21 protein-coding genes and 1 pseudogene are annotated in these 19,637 nt (G+C 51.9%); 15 read left to right on the top strand and 7 right to left on the bottom strand.

Annotated elements, in window-relative coordinates; all coding sequences use genetic code 11:
• Positions 1–56: 56 nt before the first annotated feature.
• On the bottom strand, positions 57–353 hold the full coding sequence (locus ACEVJL_RS03780) for a DUF2752 domain-containing protein (RefSeq protein ID WP_227151604.1): 297 nt from the start codon (positions 351–353) through the stop codon (positions 57–59).
• A complete protein-coding gene (locus ACEVJL_RS03775) occupies positions 350–844 on the bottom strand; it encodes a zinc-ribbon domain-containing protein (protein ID WP_374736909.1) in 495 nt (164 codons plus the stop codon). Before ACEVJL_RS03775 ends, ACEVJL_RS03780 begins: the two co-directional genes overlap by 4 nt.
• Positions 845–960: 116 nt before the next feature.
• Between ACEVJL_RS03775 and ACEVJL_RS03770 the strand changes: the two genes are divergently transcribed.
• From ACEVJL_RS03770 to ACEVJL_RS03755, 4 genes are all read left to right on the top strand, one after another.
• Positions 961–1,155 carry a ribbon-helix-helix protein, CopG family gene (locus ACEVJL_RS03770; protein ID WP_227151602.1) on the top strand — a complete coding sequence of 65 codons (195 nt, stop codon included), beginning with the start codon at positions 961–963 and terminating at the stop codon, positions 1,153–1,155.
• A 629-nt stretch (positions 1,156–1,784) separates the two neighbouring features.
• The gene (locus ACEVJL_RS03765) at positions 1,785–3,920 is read left to right on the top strand and encodes a hypothetical protein (RefSeq protein ID WP_374736907.1); all 2,136 of its coding nucleotides are present in this window, start codon (positions 1,785–1,787) and stop codon (positions 3,918–3,920) included.
• Positions 3,921–4,639: 719 nt separating this feature from the next.
• Positions 4,640–5,722 carry a hypothetical protein gene (locus tag ACEVJL_RS03760; RefSeq protein WP_374736906.1) on the top strand — a complete coding sequence of 361 codons (1,083 nt, stop codon included), beginning with the start codon at positions 4,640–4,642 and terminating at the stop codon, positions 5,720–5,722.
• 248 nt (positions 5,723–5,970) lie between these two features.
• On the top strand, positions 5,971–6,189 hold the full coding sequence (locus ACEVJL_RS03755) for a hypothetical protein (RefSeq protein ID WP_374736905.1): 219 nt from the start codon (positions 5,971–5,973) through the stop codon (positions 6,187–6,189).
• 99 nt (positions 6,190–6,288) lie between these two features.
• On the opposite strand, the gene ACEVJL_RS03750 is transcribed toward ACEVJL_RS03755, so the two are convergent.
• Both ACEVJL_RS03750 and ACEVJL_RS03745 read right to left on the bottom strand, forming a co-directional pair.
• Positions 6,289–6,417, bottom strand: a complete 129-nt coding sequence (locus ACEVJL_RS03750; protein ID WP_374736903.1) for a hypothetical protein — start codon at positions 6,415–6,417, stop codon at positions 6,289–6,291.
• A 16-nt stretch (positions 6,418–6,433) separates the two neighbouring features.
• Positions 6,434–6,658 (bottom strand): helix-turn-helix domain-containing protein, encoded by a 225-nt coding sequence (locus ACEVJL_RS03745; protein ID WP_374736902.1) that lies wholly within the window; start codon positions 6,656–6,658, stop codon positions 6,434–6,436.
• Positions 6,659–6,865: 207 nt separating this feature from the next.
• On the opposite strand from ACEVJL_RS03745, the gene ACEVJL_RS03740 reads away from it, so the two are divergent.
• The 5 genes and pseudogenes from ACEVJL_RS03740 to ACEVJL_RS03720 all read left to right on the top strand — a co-directional run.
• Positions 6,866–7,144 carry a hypothetical protein gene (locus ACEVJL_RS03740; RefSeq protein WP_227151598.1) on the top strand — a complete coding sequence of 93 codons (279 nt, stop codon included), beginning with the start codon at positions 6,866–6,868 and terminating at the stop codon, positions 7,142–7,144.
• A 128-nt stretch (positions 7,145–7,272) separates the two neighbouring features.
• Positions 7,273–7,920 (top strand): SprT-like domain-containing protein, encoded by a 648-nt coding sequence (locus ACEVJL_RS03735; RefSeq protein ID WP_374736900.1) that lies wholly within the window; start codon positions 7,273–7,275, stop codon positions 7,918–7,920.
• Between the two features lie 159 nt (positions 7,921–8,079).
• The gene (locus tag ACEVJL_RS03730; RefSeq protein WP_374736899.1) at positions 8,080–8,643 is read left to right on the top strand and encodes a tyrosine-type recombinase/integrase; all 564 of its coding nucleotides are present in this window, start codon (positions 8,080–8,082) and stop codon (positions 8,641–8,643) included.
• Between the two features lie 89 nt (positions 8,644–8,732).
• Positions 8,733–9,758, top strand: a complete 1,026-nt coding sequence (locus ACEVJL_RS03725) for a helix-turn-helix transcriptional regulator (protein WP_374736898.1) — start codon at positions 8,733–8,735, stop codon at positions 9,756–9,758.
• Positions 9,759–10,021: 263 nt separating this feature from the next.
• Positions 10,022–10,549: pseudogene (locus ACEVJL_RS03720) on the top strand (GMP synthase (glutamine-hydrolyzing)); the annotation flags it as partial.
• Positions 10,550–10,725: 176 nt separating this feature from the next.
• Here ACEVJL_RS03720 and ACEVJL_RS03715 read toward each other — a convergent pair.
• Positions 10,726–11,556 carry a pyridoxamine kinase gene (locus ACEVJL_RS03715; protein ID WP_374736897.1) on the bottom strand — a complete coding sequence of 277 codons (831 nt, stop codon included), beginning with the start codon at positions 11,554–11,556 and terminating at the stop codon, positions 10,726–10,728.
• A 205-nt stretch (positions 11,557–11,761) separates the two neighbouring features.
• Here ACEVJL_RS03715 and ACEVJL_RS03710 point away from each other — a divergent pair, with 205 nt between their 5' ends.
• The 3 genes from ACEVJL_RS03710 to ACEVJL_RS03700 all read left to right on the top strand — a co-directional run bounded on the left by ACEVJL_RS03710 (position 11,762) and on the right by ACEVJL_RS03700 (position 13,770).
• Positions 11,762–12,940, top strand: coding sequence for a helix-turn-helix domain-containing protein (locus ACEVJL_RS03710; RefSeq protein ID WP_374736896.1), 1,179 nt, complete (start codon positions 11,762–11,764; stop codon positions 12,938–12,940).
• Between the two features lie 97 nt (positions 12,941–13,037).
• On the top strand, positions 13,038–13,289 hold the full coding sequence (locus ACEVJL_RS03705; protein ID WP_008981805.1) for an IreB family regulatory phosphoprotein: 252 nt from the start codon (positions 13,038–13,040) through the stop codon (positions 13,287–13,289).
• A 46-nt stretch (positions 13,290–13,335) separates the two neighbouring features.
• The gene (locus ACEVJL_RS03700; protein ID WP_235397616.1) at positions 13,336–13,770 is read left to right on the top strand and encodes a 2-thiouracil desulfurase family protein; all 435 of its coding nucleotides are present in this window, start codon (positions 13,336–13,338) and stop codon (positions 13,768–13,770) included.
• A 63-nt stretch (positions 13,771–13,833) separates the two neighbouring features.
• Here ACEVJL_RS03700 and ACEVJL_RS03695 read toward each other — a convergent pair whose 3' ends face one another.
• Positions 13,834–14,274 carry an Hsp20/alpha crystallin family protein gene (locus tag ACEVJL_RS03695; RefSeq protein ID WP_374736895.1) on the bottom strand — a complete coding sequence of 147 codons (441 nt, stop codon included), beginning with the start codon at positions 14,272–14,274 and terminating at the stop codon, positions 13,834–13,836.
• 209 nt (positions 14,275–14,483) lie between these two features.
• Here ACEVJL_RS03695 and ACEVJL_RS03690 point away from each other — a divergent pair, with 209 nt between their 5' ends.
• The 3 genes from ACEVJL_RS03690 (at position 14,484) to ACEVJL_RS03680 (ending at position 18,087) form a co-directional block, all read left to right on the top strand.
• The gene (locus tag ACEVJL_RS03690) at positions 14,484–15,287 is read left to right on the top strand and encodes a branched-chain amino acid transport system II carrier protein (protein WP_374736894.1); all 804 of its coding nucleotides are present in this window, start codon (positions 14,484–14,486) and stop codon (positions 15,285–15,287) included.
• A gap of 95 nt (positions 15,288–15,382) precedes the next feature.
• Positions 15,383–16,603, top strand: a complete 1,221-nt coding sequence (locus ACEVJL_RS03685) for a M20 metallopeptidase family protein (protein ID WP_302668698.1) — start codon at positions 15,383–15,385, stop codon at positions 16,601–16,603.
• A gap of 92 nt (positions 16,604–16,695) precedes the next feature.
• The gene (locus ACEVJL_RS03680; RefSeq protein ID WP_235397626.1) at positions 16,696–18,087 is read left to right on the top strand and encodes a YfcC family protein; all 1,392 of its coding nucleotides are present in this window, start codon (positions 16,696–16,698) and stop codon (positions 18,085–18,087) included.
• 297 nt (positions 18,088–18,384) lie between these two features.
• On the opposite strand, the gene ACEVJL_RS03675 is transcribed toward ACEVJL_RS03680, so the two are convergent.
• Complete coding sequence (locus ACEVJL_RS03675) at positions 18,385–19,581, bottom strand: acetate/propionate family kinase (protein WP_008981812.1); 1,197 nt, start codon at positions 19,579–19,581, stop codon at positions 18,385–18,387.
• Between the last annotated feature and the right edge of the window lie 56 nt (positions 19,582–19,637).

The following is a 19,637-nucleotide window of genomic DNA, read 5'->3' as shown; positions in this document are numbered from 1 at the left end:
AAATGGAATACAAAAGCAGAGAGGACGGTACGTTGAAGTTGTACCGCCCTCTTTGTCTATGTAGTTTTGCGTTGTACTATTTTACGGCTTCGGTGAAAATATAAGCCTACATCTATCGCCATAATCACAGCCGCACCCACAAGGACAACAATCAATTTGTTGGATTGATATGCCTCCACCAATCTACCCTGAAAAAGTAAATCTACCGCTGTTTTCAAGCCGCAAGCAAAGCATTTTTCGCCCGTGAAATTACATTTGTATTGAAAGGGTGCTATCCATTGAATGATTATTCCGTTGAGAGCAAAAGCAAAATATAGGCTGTATCTTACTTGACGAAAGACGCTGTTTTTCATTCTTTTGTTGCTTGAATGAGTTTAACTGCGGCAATAATTTGCAAAATAGGAGGCACAGGGAAAAGGATACCATATCCGCAAATTGCAGCAAAGAAGAATACAGGAGAGAAGATTGCAAACAAAATCGTAGTTAGGACAACAGAAATTACGTAAATCCAAGCAAGAGCGGCTCTTGCATGACCTTTTTGGGCCGAAACCATGTTAATGATACAAAGGACAAAGGAGAGAGTGACTAAACCTAACAATCCAAGCAGAAGCATGTTTGTATTTTGGTCTGCTGCACTGCTACCGCTGCTTCCCAAGAGAAGATAATTAGCGACTGTAAAGGCCGCGATTACAAAGGCGATAATGTTTAAGACAAGTGCAGTCTTTATCTTATTGAGTTTAGACCCATTGTTTTGATTTGTGCCACTCTCCACGGGACACCCACATTTGGGGCAAATGACTGCTTCATCAAGCAGTTCGTTTCCGCATTTTGAACAGTATTTCATTTTGTGTCCTCCTTATTCGAACAACTACAAAATTGTAGTTTATTTTAATTACAATATTATAATATATCAAAACTACTGCTGTCAAGGTAAACTAAAACTACAAACGAGGTGACAGCATGGCAGAGGAAATCAAGATCACGAAAAAATCCGCTCGTAGGGGCGATGATGGATATAAAGTTGTGTCCGTTCGCATGAAGGAAGAAATGATTGAGCGACTGGATGTGTTGTCTGCAAAGACAAATCGCTCCCGCAATGAACTTATCAATCTTTTGTTGGACGCAGCAATCGAGATCGTCAAGGTGGAAGAATAATACATTATCACCAGAAGGACAGTTTCAAACTGTCCTTTTCTTTTTGCCTCCGCCGCCTCCGTGATCGGTCGTTTCCGCCGTGTTTCTCAGCGGTCTGGAAAACGGCCAATCAATGATATTCAGAAACGCCCTTTTTCATGCGGAGCTGTGTAATGCGTTCGCGGATAAAATTTGCTTCCACTTCTCCACCTCCTTGTAACAAGGATAGCCATGGAAGCGATTGTGATATACTTGTTAAAGACTTGAAATCACTTGAACAGACCACGCAAAAATGTTATTATAGTCTGGAAAAAGTCCGTGGTCACAAAAAGACGTTTTTAAGACGTTTAACTTTGACACAAGCGAACAGGGGGAGTGCTATGGCGTGGTACACCATCAATCAGACGGCCAGACGGCTCCATTTGCAAGGATGCACCTAAATCCGGGAGGCGTTCATAAGTGGAGAGAACAAGAGCTTGTCGGAACTACTGGCCGGGTATCACAAACCATTGAAATGCTGTGAACTTTGTTTGCGAAACGATGAACAGGCCCATGAGCTTGTGAAGCAACACAATGAGCAGATTGTATGGCCCCACAAGAACAAAGATACGAGCAAGAAATCTCCATAAAACACTATTCGGGAGGTCAGTATGGAACAATACACCGAGAAGCAAAGAAAAGTTTGCTATAGTTTCTATCTGGAGTGCAATGCAAAGGGGCTTAACCCGCTAAAAAACGAAGCGGAGGCCCAAAGAGCCTTGCTACTGGGACAGCAGAACAGTCAACTTGTCAAAATTTTTGGTGGAAAGCTGGACGGACACCAAGTCGATGCCTACCGTATCGGTGAGGAATATAGCGACGCTATGGCAAATGAAGAAGAGCAGAACGAAAAGGAAGAAAAGCTCGCAAAAGCAAAAAAGGTGGATGAAGCTGCCGCCGCATTGGAAAAAGAGCTTGCCCAGCAGCGCGGCCGGGGAAAGCGAGAGTTCTTTTTCAAAAAAACCTTGGAAGATGCAAAGCAAGAATACGATGAACTTCAAAAAGAGATAAACGGGAGCCCCCGTGCGCCGAAGCAGAAGGAAAGCAGCTGGGGCACCATGGGCGGTATCGCCGCAGGTATCACAGGCAGTACCGCTGTTGGTGCAATGGTCGCTGCTGATACAATGATGAAAAATGCGGAAATCCGCAGTTCTAATGCAGCGATGGGTTCTTTAGCAAATATGGCTTTAGCCGCCTTGGGATGGAAAAAGATGACCATCCAAAATAAGATGGACGCAATTCAAAAGGAAAAAGAAAAAATCAAGTTACACCTGATGGAAGAACGTCCGCAGGAAGAACTGATGGAGGCACTGCAATTCTCACAACCTGAGGCTAATTTTACCTCAAGTGGTACGATGCTGATTTATGTAACAGTCAGCAGCAAAAAGCAATGGAAAATCAGCGGCGTGGATGCTGTTATTGATGGTAGCTTTCTGGCGGAGATTTACGAGGGTGACAGGCTTATCGGCTGTGCATACCTCAATCTGCCCCGTGATGGTATCGTAGAGACTGTGTCTATGGAAGGACATTGTCCGGCAGCCAAACCGGGAGGAGATTACACAGTCGTAATAATCCCTAACGCATTGTGGCTGATTGAAAAGTACACACCGCCTCAGATTTCTTACAATGACGCTTACCATGTAAGAGAGCAGAAATATTGCGATATTCTCGATTTCCATGGCCTGTTTAAGGCACTTGCGCGGGTAGACACTTCTTGGAAGCCAATTCCTGTAAGGCTTACCTGGCAACAGCGCCTGAAGGAGATTGAGAAAGAAAAGAGCCGAAAGGCCGAAGCCGAACAGCAGCAAAAACAGAGAAACAAGAAAATGGCGTTGATAGCGCTTCTTGCTGTGGCTGTTTGCATTGTGGTGGTTATGGTACTTTCCAATAAGCAAAAAGAAGCTGAGAGACTGGATGCTTACAATACTGCCATTTCCATGGCGGAAGCCGGAAAGTATGATGAAGCAATTTCCGCGTTTGAGGATCTTGGGGATTACAAGGACAGCGTTGAGATGATCCGCGCCGCGAAGTATGATAAGGCTATCTCTCTTGTGACCAGCGAGCGCTATGAGGCAGCAATTTCTATTTTCGAAGAATTAGGAGATTATCAAGACAGCGCAGAGCAAATAGCCAATGCAAAAGCGGCTATAGAGGAGAGTGCTTACAACGATGCTTACAACGTTGCACATGATCTTCTGAGTGACGGATATTATGAAGAAGCGATAGATGCGTTTTCTGAGCTTGGAGACTATAAAGACAGCGCCGCTTTGGCTGCAAAGATTTCTGAAGAGTTATCCGCTTGCAATACGGCGTGGGTGAAATGCCTGGAAGGTGATATTGAACCGCTGAAAACTGCCATCGACACCCATGAGTATGTCATGTTCGACGAAGATATCCGGGCGATTGTGAATTTCAGTTATCCCTATCTTGGAGAGTGGGAATATCTCTCTGGCAATGCCCAGGCATTTTCTATGCGTAAAACGGATAGCAGCACATACACCACCTGCAATTCGCTCACCGCAGAATTACGTTTTAAGAGCGACGGTCAACCATTCATTTTCGTACAGAGTGACGGCCAGTCTATGGATTTTAAAATCAACTCCGAAGAGTGGAAAATTAAGCCTGTCACCGGATGGAGCGGCGGAGATTTTAATATTAAACTCACGGAGAATGATACGTTTGTGATTACCGTCGATCGGGATGACGGTACGGTCGTTACCTGTGAATATCAGCGCGCGGCAAAATAACCAATACAAAGCAGGGCGGGATTTTCCCGCCCTGTTTTTATGCCTTGCCGTTCCAAACCTCCGCCGCGTCCTCCGTAATCGGTCGTTTCCGCCGTGTTTCTCAGCGGTCTGGAAAACGGTCAACCAAAACCAAGATCGAAAATCACCGATGAAATTTCCCAAAACCATCCCCCGCCGCCGCGTGGTATTCCATTGTCCCGCTCCCCCGCCGGGCCTCCCGCTCCTTGAAGCTACACTTTCAATGTGCCGCTTCCCTTCACCCGCTCGAAAGAGCCGAGGGTATGAATGAGGGTAAAACTGACAACTTCTGAGAACTCAGGGCAACTTTGCGTGATCTTGCATCAACTATCAAGCAGAAAGAGGCAACTTTGTTGCAGAATTGAGGAAATCAGAGCGTTCAGCGGCTTCTTTGTGCCAAAAAAATTTTTGAGGTATAATAAAGATAGAAAAAAGAAGAATAGCCAATCCAACAGTAAAGAACCCTTTTGCTTTGTAGGTTTAGTTAAGCCACGGATTGAAAAGTCCTTTCCGCTTTTCATCTGGGTAGAATGTACTTCTATCATCGTCCGGGCGGCTGGCTTAGTGCTGGTAACACGTTATCCGTGGTTTACCCAAATCTATGAAGAAAGGACGAGTACCAGATGAAGAATTAGCATCCGTTACCAGAGGATAGCAAAGAAGAACAGAAGTACAGTTTTCGCGGCAACCCCATTGAATGGGTGACAACAGAACGGACAAACAAGGCAGCAAACGCCTTTGGTGAAGCTGATGAGTGGGTGTCAGCGCATCAACACAAAATACGATACGAAGGAAAGGACTACGAACCAGACGAGTTTTTCGCGGCTCACTTTCCCGAATACAAGAAGTTCCCCAAACGCGTCAAGTTTCTGGGCCAAGCGGCGAAAGATGTTCTCAGGCTATCCACCAATCAGCGCAACAGGCTACAATACGACATTTTGGCAAAAAGGTTAGGTTTGGTCGATGTGGCCGAACAGGACGCACAGGAGATCAAGGCGTTTTTCCGCTCCGGCAACAATCTTACAGCGGCCAGAATTGCACACAAGATGGGCTATCCAGACGGAGTGCAGAAGATCGTTACCTTTGGGTGCGGCTTGAAAATGGATGGCAAATATCCGGGCGTGTGGTGTTACAAGGTTCACCGCGAAGAAAACCAATGCACCTATGAGGGCGTTCCCATGACATGGGAACAATGGGGAAACATGGTTGCACAGAATATTGATTTTTGCCGCACAAATAGGGCTATGCGTTTGCATGGCCTTGAGCTGCAAGATTATCTCAAACGCGACCCAGAGGAACTTGACGGCTTTATGAGCGCATTGTACTACTCAGACCACAAATACATGACGCTGCCGCTGGCCGAAAAAGAACTGTTGGAACGCTGGGTGCATCAATATGTGCGTCTTAGCTTTCAGAAATACAACGAATACTACGCCGATCATGCCGCAAAACCACCGCTTCTGTTCCCGCTCCACGGTGATACAGGTAGTGACGAATACAGCTTCACTATCGACTTTGACAAGGATGTTGAGATCGTCCCAAATGTGAGCTGGAAGCGGAACGCAGCCGAATACAACAGAGATCAGAACGCCGCCAAGGGCAGGCAGCGAGTGGAGCAACGAGCCAGTGCAACGCTGCCTGATGGTGATTTCACAAGGGACGATCTGGCCGCGCTGGGGTATGGGCCTAAAGCCATTTCAAACCTCCGCCGCGACAAGCTGATCGTTGACACCGGACGCCGTACACCGGAACGCAAGTTCATTTTCAGGAAGAATTTTGTGTAAGTCTGCCGCCGATGTACCACACCCGAAGGTATAATAATTAAGAATAAATAATACCTCCGGGCATGGTACATCTACCGCCGCCGGCACTTGAAAATACACTTTCAAACAAGATCCATGAAGGAGGAAAAACGATGTTCATTGAAGTTGCAAAGATTTTTTAGGAGTTTGAACAGGAAGAAAAGCTGTTTGCGCTCCATGCTGCCAATCTGAAAAACGCCGTCCCAACCGATGACCCGGAACAGACCGCCGTGGAGAACTATAAGAAGGCCAAGCGGGAAGGTTTGGGAACCGACGATAAAAAGCAGCGTTTCACCGAATTTCTGAACCGCCGCCGCGATCTGCTGGAAACCCTGACCCAAAGCGTGATCGACAGCAGCGGCAAGGCAATACAGGCCACCGTGGAAAAGGCTTTGGATGACGAGGCCCGCAAGCTGACCGACAAGATGGTGTATTGGTATTTTAAGTAAGAGCGGCGCGGCCTGTCCCGCTCCCGCTCGAAGTTATTGTAAGAAGTCAAAAAGTCGGAGGAAGATGCAAAATCTTCTCTCCGACTTCTCTTTTTGTATTCAAGACTTTTCAGAAGTTGTCCCAAGTTGCTGATTGTTGTTGCTTTCGGCCTCTTTGTCCTCTTTCTTCTCCCATTCCAAAATCTCTTCCATGATAAGGGCAAGGGGAAGCTGAGTATTGTCAAACATGGGCGGCAGCTCCTTTTTACTGGTCGTTCTCCGCTGGCTCCTTGACGTATTCCATGAGATCACCGGGCTGGCAGTCCAGCAACTCGCAGATTTTGGAAACATTCTGCAAGGCTATGTATTTGTTTTCTCTCAGGGCTTGAATGACCCCTTCTGACAGCAGCTTTTCTTTTCTGAGCTTGTTGGTATTGTACCCCGCTTCTTTGAGCGCGGCCAGAATGTCGATCTTGTATTTGATTGGCATGGTGCTCTCCCTTCCGGGGCCGCTCAAAAATGGTGGCCCTTCTCCATTGTCCTCATTCTAACACAAGATTACACAGAAATCAATGTAAAAGTTAAACAAATAATTACACAGATATTTGTGTAATCTGCGAATTGAAATTACACAGAAAATGGTGTAATATATAATCAGTCAAGGGGAACACCCCTCAAAAGAAAAGGAGAATGAACAATGAGCAGAAATGAACTGATTGCTAAGATCGAAGCCCTGAACGAGTGGGAGGCTGTTATTGAGGAAGCCAAGGCCGAAGCCGAAGCCATCCGGGACAGCATCAAACAGGAAATGCTGGAACGCGAAACCGAAGAGCTGACCGCTGGACAGTACATCGTCCGCTGGACTTCCGTTCTTACCAACCGCTTTGATACAACAGCCTTCAAGAAAACCTACGGTGATCTTTACAAGGCGTTCACCAAGCAGAGTGCGTCCCGCCGCTTCACGATCAGCGCATGAGAAAAGCCCCTTGCCTGACTGCCGACCAAAGCTAACAGGCAAAGAGCTTCCACCCCAATCCAAACGGAGAGGGCAAGGACATTATAACTTGCCCTCTCTCCAAAATCAAGAACAGGAGAGAAAAAGACATGAAGGAACTGACGAGCTACAACCGCGTTGCCGGGTATCTGAACAAGGTATTTGACCTGCTGAACCGCGAATTTTTTGAAGGTGTACTTTCAAGACCGACCATCACCATCCAGTCAACACCAAAGGCATACGGCCACTTTTCCCTCCGGGAAGATACATGGGTATCCAAGCTGGGCGGCACCCATGAGATCAACATTGGCGCGGGCACGCTGTCCCGGCCCATTGAGGAAGTCACCGCCACGCTGCTGCATGAGATGGTGCATTATTACAACTACGAGATGGGCGTACAGGATTGCAGCAGGGGCAACACCTACCACAACCGTCGCTTCAAGGAGGCAGCCGAGGCCCACGGACTTTGTGTGGAACACAGCGACAAATACGGCTGGTCGCATACTTCCCCCAGCGAAGCCCTGTTAGACTTCATCATCGAAAACGGCCTGACCGATATTCTGATTAACCGCAACGAGTTTTACGGCTTCCGCGTCACCGGAACCGGAACCCACAGCGGAACAGGAACCACACCGCCGCCGCGCACATCCAGCACCCGCAAATACATCTGCCCTTGCTGCGGTAACTCCGTCCGGGCAACCAAGATCGTCAATATTGCTTGTCTGGACTGTGCCGAGCAAATGGTACTGGCTGGGTAACAGGGAAGGGCGGGGAGCAATCCCCGCCCCGCCCCGGAGTTCCTAAAAGTGGAGAAATACGAACACCAAAACCCAGTAATTCCGGGACATTTCCGCCGCCGCCCCGCATACACGAACTTTACCGCTTGAAAAGACGAACTTTTGACGATGGAGGCCACCATGAATAAGAAAACAAAGGCGCTCACCACAGAGCAATACAAAGAGATCATACAGACCATGAAAGAGGGCTTTTGCGGGTGCCGCCCCAATGAGCGGATTGCAACCGCCCTTGTGCTGGAAGGAAATTTGGGCTTGCGCGTCAGCGATATATTGAAGCTCCGCCCGTGCGATATTGTCCGGGATGGAGACAGATACCGTTTGGAGATCACCGAGCAAAAGACGGGCAAGCGCCGCGTGTTCACCGTCCCGCTGGTCATACAGCAATACATAGAAAACTATTGCTTGCGGAATGGTGTCCGCCTCGACGAGCTGATTTTCCCCATTACCGAGCGGGCCATACAAAAGCAGCTCCGCCTTGTGTGCGATTATTTGGGCTATGAGGGTATCAGCACACACAGCTTCCGCAAATGGTACGCAACGGAGATTTACAAGGCAAACGGCTATGATATTGCCCTTGTCCAGCGGCTTTTGCAGCACAGCTCCGCCGCCGTCACACAAAGATACATCGGTATTGAGCCGCAACGGATAGAAACGGCGATACAGAACCACGCGCGGCTTATTTGACAGGCGGGCCGCTCCCATGAGCGGCCCGTTTCCTTTTTCGCGGTTTTGTGGTACACTTGAACCAAGATCACGAAGCGGAGGCCGCGCACATGGCAAGATCGGAAAATCAAAAGCTGAAAACCCTCTATGTGGCAAAATACTTTCTGGAAAATTCCGACGAAAACCATCCTGTCACAGCCGGGGATGTGGTTGACTATCTGCAAGACGAATGTGGGATTGAAGCAGAGCGCCGCGCCATCTACCGTGATATTGCCATTTTGCGTGACGAGTTCGGCATGGACATTGACGGAGGGCAAGGCGGCAAATACAGGCTACTTTCCCGGCAGTTTGAATTTGACGATCTGCGTTTGCTGGCTGAGTGCGTCCACGCGGCCAAGTTCATTTCCGCTGCCAAAGCAAAGGAGCTTGTCGGAACGATCAGCGAGTTTTGCAGCATCCATCAAGCCGACCAGCTCCAAGAGGAAGTCTTTTTATGCGACCGCGTAAAAACCACCCAGCGGGGAACCATGACGATCATTTCCAAGATCAATGCGGCCATGGCAAAGAAGCTGGACGGCAAGCCCCACACCCCACAAAAGATCAGCTTCAAGTATTTGAAACATACACTTCAAGATCGAAGTACCCAAGTGGAGCGGCGCAAGGGTGCGATCTACAAAGTCAGCCCCTACAAGTTGCTGATAAACGAGGGCAATTATTATCTCCTGGCCTTTGACGATAAAGCCCAAGACATGCGGACATATCGTATTGACCGCATGAAGGAAGTTAAGCTGCTGGAAGAGCCGAGGGAGGGGGCGGAAGCCTTTGAAGCTATTGACATGGAAAGCTACACCCGCCGCGTGTTCTCCATGTTTGGAGGCCAGCAAAAGCGTGTCAGCGTCCGCTTCATCAATCCGCTGCTTGATACCGTCATTGAGCGGTTCGGCACAACCCCGGATGTATTTTACAGGCCAGACGATGAACGGCACTTTGTTGTGACCGCCGATGTGGAGATCAGCAACCAGTTTTTCGCGTGGGTGTGCGGCTTTGGGAAGCGGGCCAAGATCACCTATCCCCCCGAAGTGGTGGAGGATTTTCAAAAGTTCTTGTCAGGTATCAGCGAGATGTATACAAATTAAGGAGGATAAAATGTCGGTAGATTTGATTTACAAAGAAAAAGTAGTAGCATTTTTAGATATGAAGATGCCACCAGTGTATAAATAGTTGATAGAAGAAGTCAGAAAGTTCGTATTTCTGGCTTCTTTCTTTTCAAAAGTTTGCAAACCTTGAGTGGGAAACTTGAACAGTAAAAAATGGCGTGCTATAATGAGTGGGAAAAGTGAAGAAGGAAGCCAACACTTTCTTTTTCTGCAACGCTTTTTGGGACGTGAAATGAAGTTCCGCCGCCGTCATCAAGAGCCACCACAACGTGGGCGGCCTGCCCGACTATGTGGACTTCCAGGAGATCATCGAGCCTCTGCGTATGCTCTTCAAGGACGAGGTGCGTCAGCTGGGCCGCGAGCTGGGACTGCCTGAGTACCTGGTGTCCCGTCAGCCCTTCCCCGGTCCCGGTCTTGCCATCCGTATCATCGGCGACATCACCAAGGAGAAGGCGGACATTCTGCGTCAGGCCGACTTCATCTTCCGGGATGAGATTGCCAAGGCCGGCGAGGACAAGAACCTCAACCAGTATTTCGCTGTGCTTACCAACACCCGCTCCGTGGGCGTTATGGGCGATGGCCGTACCTACGACTATACCCTGGCTCTCCGTGCCGTAACCACCAGCGACTTTATGACCGCCGACTGGGCCCGTATCCCCTACGAGGTGTTGGATAAGATCTCTGTGCGCATCGTCAACGAGGTGCAGGGTATCAACCGCATCTGCTATGACATCACGAGTAAGCCTCCGGCAACCATCGAATGGGAGTAATATTAGAAGCCCGAAAAGTCTGTCATGACAGGGATTCTAAGGTTTAATATCCCTTGTGGCAACGATTTGGCAACACTTTTTCATTCTTTATAAAAAAGAGCGAACTGACTTTGATTTCATCAGTTCGCTCTTTTTCTTTGCCCAAAAGATGAATTGAAAAGGAGAATAAAATGGAATCACCCCAGGCGACGGACCAGGTAGGGGATGACCTCCTCAAAGTTAACGCCGTACCAGCTGGGCTTGGGATCGGCCAGAGTGGCGCGGATGCACTCCACAGTGTAGTCGGCAGCCAGAGCCAGAGCGTCGCCCAGAGACTTGCCCCGCATCAGAGCGCCCACGCAGGTGGAAGCAAACACATCACCAGTGCCGTGGATGGCTACGGGCAGGCGCTCATTAAAGTAGCTGCCGTACTGGCCGGTCTGCTGGTCGTAGTACATAACGCCCAGCTTTTCAGGCTTAAAGCTGACACCCGTCAGGGCCACATACCGGGGACCCAGCTTGGCCAGCGCCTGGAGCATCTGGCGGATATATTCTTCGTCGTACTCCGTGCGGTAGGGCAGGCCGGTAAGCAGGCTGGCTTCGGTGAGGTTGGGGACGATCACGTCCGCCTTGGCGCATACCTTGGCCATCTCGGCGGGGAAGTCGGGACCAAAGGCGGGGTAAAGCTTACCGTTGTCCGCCATGGCAGGGTCGACCAGAATCAGGTTGTCCGGGGTTTTGAAGGTGTCAAAGAAGGCGCACACATCGCCCACCTGCTCTTTGGAGGCCAGGTAGCCGGTGTAGATGGCGTCGAACTGGAACCCCTCCTGCTGCCAGTGATGGGCAATGGGGTTGATCTGGTCGGTGAGATCCTTACAAGTGAAATTTTTAAACATGGTGTGGGTAGAGAGCACCGCGGTGGGGAGGATGGAACATTCCACTCCCATGGCGGAGATAATGGGCAGAGCCACCGTCAGGGAGCACTTACCCAGGCAGGAGATGTCCTGTACACTGACGATCCGTTTCATGGTGTGCACTTCCTTTGTTTGATTTGAGTGCATTGTATCAGAACAACTGACCTGAAGAAAGGACCAAATATTGATTTTCTAACCATACCAGATGGAGAGGGAGAAGAAAATCCCATCTGGCGAGATAGAATTCTCAGGCTGTGAGGTAGTCAAGAGAGTGGATTTCCGGTAAGATAAAGGCGAAAAGAAGAGGGGAGGGAACCCTATGAACGAACAGGAATTTGCCCAACGTCTGCGGCAATACCGGAAAAACAAAGGGATGACCCAGCAGGAATTGGCGGATCAATTGGGAGTGTCCAATAAGACGGTGTCCCGGTGGGAGAGCGGCAGCTACCCTGACGTGACTACCATGGTGGCTTTGGCACGTGTTCTGGGCGTGACAGTGGATGAGCTGCTGGACCCTAAGGCTCCGGTGCGGACCCTGGAGAAGAGCGACTGGCAGAACCTGCTGTCCTTTGCCTTTGCCATTGGAGGAGGATTGCTGTTTTACCTGCTGGCCCAGTTTGTGCCGCTTCCCCTTTGCTGGGTGTTGTATCTGGGCTGCCTGGCCTACGGAATCTATCTCCAGGCTCACTACACCTACCATACTCATTGGTTTCAACTGGGGGTGTGGGTGATGGTGTTTTTTGTAAGCTGGTCGGTGGTGGGGATGCTGCTTTCCGGGGCTGGGGCTGTGCTGGGAGCTGTCTCGATGGCGACCTTGCTGGAGAGGTTTTGGTACGTGCTGGAGATGGGAACCAGCATTGGCGGTGTAGTATTACACTTGCTGGTATATTTTCTCATTTGGACAGGACTGACGATAGCCCTAAGCTACTTGACGGTATATTTAGCCCATAAGCTGGCACGGGAGCCTGTATCCGGCCACAATTTTCCCTGGGCCTCCCAGAAGGAGATCCCGCGGCTACGTTTATGTCGGACAAAGTTCTACTGGATGAAGGCAGTGCCCGCGCTGGCCCCTTTGATTCTCATGGGGTATTGGTGCCTGTTTTGGCGAGACGATTTGCCTGGGTGGCTCTATGTCTCGCAGGAAGAACTCTACCTTCCGGTTTGGGCAGGGATCAGCTTGCTGACTATGCTGCCGCTGCTGAAAAAAGGACGGCGGGGGATGCTGGTGGCAGCAATCTTCTTGACGCTGACAGACTTGGGATTTTCCGGGCTTCTGGCTTATCCAAGGGCTTATAATTTGCTCAGTGAACGAGTGGTGGCAAATATTCAAGGAAACACACTGAATGTATGTACCTTTGGTCAGGCCAGTGAGGAATTGGTTGCGAGTGCCATCGTGTTGGCGCTGCTCTATCTGATCTGCTGCTTTATTGCCATAAAACGTGTGCCGAAGGAGGAGAAAAAAGAGGAGACAGAGCCGGAGGAGAGTGGCACTTTCTAAAAAATTATTAAATTTTTACCTGCTGCCCTTTACACAACGGGGTTTTTGGAGTAAACTAAGCACATCTTTTCCATGCTTAGTTTAGGAGGTGTTTTCGATGGACGAGATGGATTTCACCCGAAAATTCCGTCTGGGCGACCAGCGCGATCTGGAGATCAAGGCGATCCTGGCTACGGTGTATCAGGCGCTGCAGGAAAAGGGATATAACCCGGTAAACCAGATTGTGGGCTACATTCTCTCCGAGGACCCCACCTACATCACAAACCATAACAATGCCCGGGCACTGATCCGGAAGATAGACCGGGATGAGCTGCTCCAGACCCTGGTCAAGTATTATCTCACTCACTAAGCCTTGAAAGCCCGCTGAAAAGCGGGCTTTTTTGTAAGGAGACGCCATGAAAATTTTAGTCAGTGCCTGTCTGTTGGGGTGTCCCTGCCGATATGACGGGCAAGGGAAAAAGCATCCGGAGGTGGAGGCCCTGCGGACGCGGGGGCATGAATTGATCCCCGTATGCCCGGAGGTGCAGGGTGGCCTGCCAACCCCGCGTCCTCCCGCCGAACGGCAGCGTGACGGCCGGGTGGTGAACCGGGAGGGCACGGATGTGACCGAATCATACCAGGCAGGAGCAAAGCTGGCTTTAAAGACGGCTCTGGAACAGGGGTGTGAGCTGGCGGTTCTTAAAGAGCGCTCACCCTCCTGCGGCAGCGGAGAGATCTACGACGGGACGTTTTCCCGGCGTTTGATACCGGGAGATGGAGTGACAGCCCAGCAGCTGCGGCAGGCGGGAATCAAGGTTCTGGGAGAATCTCGGGCAGAAACCATCCAATAAAAAAGCCCCGGATCTTCGGTCCGGGGCTTGCGGCGCGTCGGAAAACCGGCGCGCTGTTTTGTTTTACTGAATGGCGATGTGGTTCTGATGCTCCATTGCCTTTTGATCGGCCTTGGGCAGTGTCAGCTTCAGAATGCCGTCCTCATACTTGGCGTGGATATCCTCAGGCTGGATGTCGCCCACATAGAAGCTGCGGCTGCAGGAACCGCTGTAACGCTCCTGGCGGATATAGTGGCCCTCGTCGTCCTTCTGGTCCTTATCCAGGCCCTTGGCGGCGCTGATGGTCAGGTAGCCGTTCTCCAGTTCCACATTGACCTCATCCTTCTGGAAACCGGGCAGGTCAACAGCCACTTCATAGTGGTCGTTTACGTCCTTTACATCGGTTTTCATCAGGTTCTTGGCATGCTTACCATACAGGGGGTTATGGGTTCCGAAGAACTCCTTTTCCAGAGAATCATCAAAGAAACGATCAAACAAACTTTCACCAAACAGGCTGGGCAACATAAGTCATTCCTCCATTCTTGCTGTAGCGCGACAAGTTTTTTGAGAAATTGGGACAGCATACTTGAGAAAAAACGGGCCAATCTTAGAAGCATTTCCGAGCCTGCTCGCTTGCGTCAACCGCCCCCCCAGAAGCACGGGAGCGGCACACGCAAGAGGGCGGGATCAAAGCATACGGGAGGAGCGACGAATAGCCGCCCCTCCCGTGCTTTTTGCCCTCTTGTGGGTTAGGTTATGCTACCCTTACCGCATACAATACCGGCGATATCCCCACCGGCCTTATCTGCGCAGGTATCTTTTTGGGCAGCATCAAGGCCAAGGGGTATACCGAATATAAGGATCAGAAAAATATTCTGGTGCGGGCCATCGGAGTGGCCTTCATCATTCTGGTTGTGGTCTACGGCGGACTGTGCTGGCTGGGTGCCTGCGGTACCCCCTACTTCGCCGCTGATATGGATTCCACCGCCCTGCTCAACGGTCTGGTGCAGAAACTGGCTGGCTACGGCGGTATCGTAGTGCTGGCGGTGGCCGTAATCTTCGCCTGCTTCACCACTGCCGCAGGCATGATTGCAACTGCCTCCGACTGGGTGTTGGAATGGACCCGGGGCAAGATCCCTTACCGTATCATTGCTCTGGTAATTACCGCCATCATCTTCCTCATGTCCGCTACCGGCGTGAGCAACGTACTGGCCTTCTCCGGGCCACTGTTTACGCTCATCTTCCCCATGTCCGTAGTCATGACGGTGCTGGGCGTGTGCAAGCGCCTGGTACCCAACGACGGAGCCTGGAAGGGTGCGGTATATGTGGCTACTTTGATCAGTGCCTATGACGCTTTCGTAGTAGCGCGGGCAAACGGACTTCACTCCATTTCTACCGATGGATTGGATAAGCTGATGTCCTATATCCCTCTGAGCAGCCTGGGTTTTGACTGGCTGATTCCCTCTGTCATCGGATTTATCGTAGGTGCAGTGATCTATGCCATGGTTAAGGGCAAGGCAGCTGCTGCGAAATCATAAATTACGCACTGCATTTCCAGCGGCCATTTAGGCTGGGCGGCAGTCGTACAACGTGTTATCTCGGAAAGACCGGAAACAGAAAGGAGCCCCAGAGCATGAAAGAATTGTTGGAAGAAGCCAAACTGCTTCAGGAGCAGATCGTGGCCGACCGCCGCTATCTCCACCAGATTCCCGAAGTCGGCATGGACCTGCCCGAATCGGCAGCGTACATTGAAAAGCGGCTGGCCGAGATGGGGATCGAGTCCCACCGCTGCGGTGTGATGGAGGAGAGCGTACGGCAGAAGTATATCAAGATGGGTTTCCCCGATATGAGGGCATCCACCGGCGTGGTAGCCACCATCGGCAGCGGCAGTCCCTGCATCCTGCTGCGGGCTGACTTTGATGCCCTGCCCATGGAGGAAATCAACGACCTGCCCTTCTGTTCCAAGCGCAATGCCAGCCACATGTGCGGCCACGACACTCACGCGGCCATGCTGCTGGGTGCGGCCAAGCTTCTTAAGGACCATGAGAGCGAGCTGAAAGGCACCGTCAAGCTCATGTTCCAGCCCGGCGAGGAGATGGGATACGGCTCCAAGACCATGATCGACGACGGTCTGCTGGAAAAGCCCAAGGTGGACGCCGCTATGGCCATCCATATCTTCTCCACCACCCCCGTGGGCCAGGTGACCTATTGCTCCGGCGTGGCCAGCTCCTCTCTGGATACCTTTGCCATCCATATCCAGGGCAAGGGCGGACACAGCTCTACGCCCGACCTGTGTGTGGACCCCATCATGATCGCCAACCAGATCTACACCGCCCTCAACATGCTCATGACCCGGGAGGTATCTCCCCAGGCGGTCGCGACCCTGTCCGGCGGCGTGATGCGCTCGGGTACGGCAGTGAACATTATCCCTGACACCGCTGACCTGCAGGTAGGCCTGCGCACCTACAACGTGGAGGCCCGCAAGCATGTGCTGGAGCGGCTGCCTGAGATCGTGGATGCCTATGCCAAGGCGTGGCACGGCGAGTACGAGATCACCATGTTCAACTGTCCCTGCACCTTTACCGATGAGGCCACCACCAAAGAACTGCTTGAGTCGGTGGCCGAGATGGTGGGGGAGGAAAACATTCAGGCCATGCCCCCCATGGCCGGTACCGAGGACTTCAGCTACGTGGCCGAGCAGGTGCCCAGCACCTTCCTGGTACTGGGAGCCGGCGGACCCGAGCAGTATCCCCACCACAACCCCAGAATGGTACTGGATGAGAGCGTGTTCTATCAAGGAGCCGCCATCCACGCCAACTGTGCCATCGAGTGGCTGAACAAGCACAGCAAATAATCAGACCGCACCAGCCCCATAGAAAATGAATCAGGCTTTGAAATGACAATCAAACCGAAAGGAGTGCGCGGGTGCCTGCCGCGCAGAGAACTATGGAAAAGAAAAAATTTAAATTCACAGTGCCCCACGTCTTTGTCATCCTGGCCATCATCATGCTCCTTGTTTTTATAGTCTCGTTCTTTGTCCCCAGCGGAAACTTTGAACGTGTACTGGATGAAAACTCCGGCCGCGAGATCGTCAACCCGGATGTGTTTAATTGGGTCGAAAAGCAGTATCTGACCTTCTCCGACTACTTCCAGTCTTTCTATAACGGCATTGTGGGCGGTATCTCCATCATGGGCAACCTGCTCATCTGCTCCGGCGTGCTGGGCTTCCTGGAGTCCACCGGTGCTTTCTCCGCCGGTATCCACAAGCTGGTGCGGGCTACCAAGGGCAAGGAAATCAGCCTGGTAGTGATTATGTACGTGCTGTTTACTGTGTTTGGTGTGTTGGGCTACGGCGAAGGTGCCTACCCCTTCTATGGTCTGGCAACGGCAGTGATTATGTCGGCGGGCTATGACCGGATGACCGGTGCGGCGGCGGTGCTGCTGGGCTCCTGCGGCAGCTTTGCCTGCGGCATGCTCAATATGTTCACCACCGGTGTCTCCCAGCAGATCGTGGGTCTGCCCATCTTCTCCGGCATGTGGTATCGCTTTATCGTGCTGGTGGTCTTCTTCACCATCGGTCTGATCTTCCTGGTTCGGTATGCCAACCGTTCCCGCAAGGACCCCACCAAGAGCTACTGCTACGAGGAGTATAAGAATCAGGACGCTTCCGCTTCTATCGGCGAGGAGGTCCCCATGACCTGGAAGCGGGTTGTTGCTCTGATCGGCTTTGTGGCGCTGATCGTAATTCAGGGTTACGGCTGCGTGGCTCTGAAGTGGAGCTTCCCCAATATCACGGCTCTGTACATCATCTTCATGATTCTGTTGGCCATCCTGTTCCAGGTCGGCCCCACTGAGACCTGTAACCGCTTCACCGCCGGCGCTGCCCGCGTGCTTGGTCCTGCGCTGGCCATCGGCTTTGCTAACTCCGTGATGGTCCTGCTGAACAAGGCCAACATCATGGATACTCTGGTGTACTACATGGGCAACGCCCTCCAGGGCAAGAGCCCCATGGTCACCCTGCTCATCATCTACATCTTCGTCACGGCCCTGAACTTCTTCGTGGTCTCCGGTTCCGGCAAGGCAGTCATGATGATGCCCATCCTCAGCCCCCTGGGCCAGATGCTGGGTATCAACCAGCAGGTTATGGTTCTTACCTACCAGCTGGGCGACGGCCTGACCAACACCCTGTGGCCTGCGGGCGCTGTGGTTGCCTGCTCTCTGTGCGGACTGGACTTCGGCAAGTGGTTCCGCTTCGCCATCAAGTCCATCGGTACCATGATGATTGCGGCTTATATCCTCATCGTCATTGCCAACGCCATCGGCTACGGTCCCTTCTGATTCAGACATACAAAAATCCCGGTTCCTTTGGGAGCCGGGATTTTTTATCGGCAAAAAAAGAACGGCGCTGGAAGATTTCCAGCGCCGCTCGTAAATAGTTTAGAAATCAGGCCTTGACGATGGCGGCAGTATCCATAGCGATCATCAGTTCCTCGTTGGTGGGGATGTTCCCAAACGCATTAGATGCGTTTGGGTGCCCGCTGATTGAAATGCTCGGGCGAAGTGAATTCGCCCTGCGCAAAATCTCCGCGTTGCTTCGATTTTCAGGTCATCCCCACCGTAGAAGACTTGTGTTATTTAGGCCTTGACGATGGCAGCGGTATCCATAGCGATCATCAGTTCCTCATTGGTGGGGATGACCAGGACACGTACCTTGGAGTCGTCGGTGGCTACGTCCACTTCCTTGCCGCGGGTGTTGTTCTTCTCCGCGTCCAGCTTCACGCCCATGTACTCCAGGCCGGAGACCACATTGGCACGGGTGTCGGGGCCGTTCTCACCCACACCGGCGGTGAAGATGATGGCGTCCACGCCGCCCATAGCAGCGGCATAAGCACCGATGAGCTTCTTCACGTTGTAGTCGAAGGAGTCCAGAGCCAGCTGAGCACGCTGGTTGCCCTGAGGAGCAGCAGCCTCCAGATCACGGAAGTCGGAGGACACGCCGGAGATACCCAGCACGCCGGACTTCTTATTGAGGATGCTGAGCATCTCGTCGATGTTGTAGCCGTGCTTGTTCATCAGGTACTCCAGGATGCCGGCGTCGATGTCGCCGCAGCGGGTGCCCATGGGCAGACCAGCCAGGGGAGTGAAGCCCATGGAGGTGTCAACGCTCTTGCCGCCGTCGATGGCAGTGACGGAAGAACCGTTGCCCAGGTGGCAGGAGATCAGCTTGAGCTCCTCGATGGGCTTGCCCAGCATAGCGGCAGCGCGCTGGGAGACGTACTTGTGGCTGGTGCCGTGGAAGCCGTAGCGGCGGACCTTGTCCTGCTCATAGTACTCGTAGGGCAGAGCGTAGGTGTAGGCCACGGGGGGCATGGTCTGATGGAACGCGGTGTCGAACACGGCGACCATGGGGGTGTTGGGCATGAGAGCCTGGCAGGCCTTGATGCCGATGATGTTGGCGGGGTTGTGCAGGGGAGCCAGAGGATTGCACTCCTCGATGGCAGCCATGACCTCGTCGGTGATAAGCACGGAGGAGGCGAACTTCTCGCCGCCGTGAACCACACGGTGGCCCACCGCGCCGATCTCATCCATGGAAGCGATCACGCCGTTGGCAGGGTCCACCAGAGCGTTGAGCACGGCCTGGATGGCCTCGGAGTGAGTGGGCATGGCCACGTCGGCCTCCTTGACAGCCTCCTTGCCGGTGGGCTTATAGGTGAACTTACCGTCGATACCGATGCGCTCACACAGACCCTTGGCCAGGACCTCCTGAGTCTCGGGGTTGAGCAGCTGATACTTCAGAGAAGAACTGCCGGCGTTGATTACCAGAATATTCATGGGAATCGTCTCCTTCACAAGTTAATTTTTAAACACGCCTTGGGTTGCCTTGCTTG

Origin of the sequence: Flintibacter porci, from assembly GCF_041925195.1 — a bacterium.
In the GTDB taxonomy this organism is placed as follows: Bacteria; Bacillota; Clostridia; order Oscillospirales; family Oscillospiraceae; genus Lawsonibacter; species Lawsonibacter porci.
This window is presented reverse-complemented; position numbering and strand designations above follow the sequence as displayed.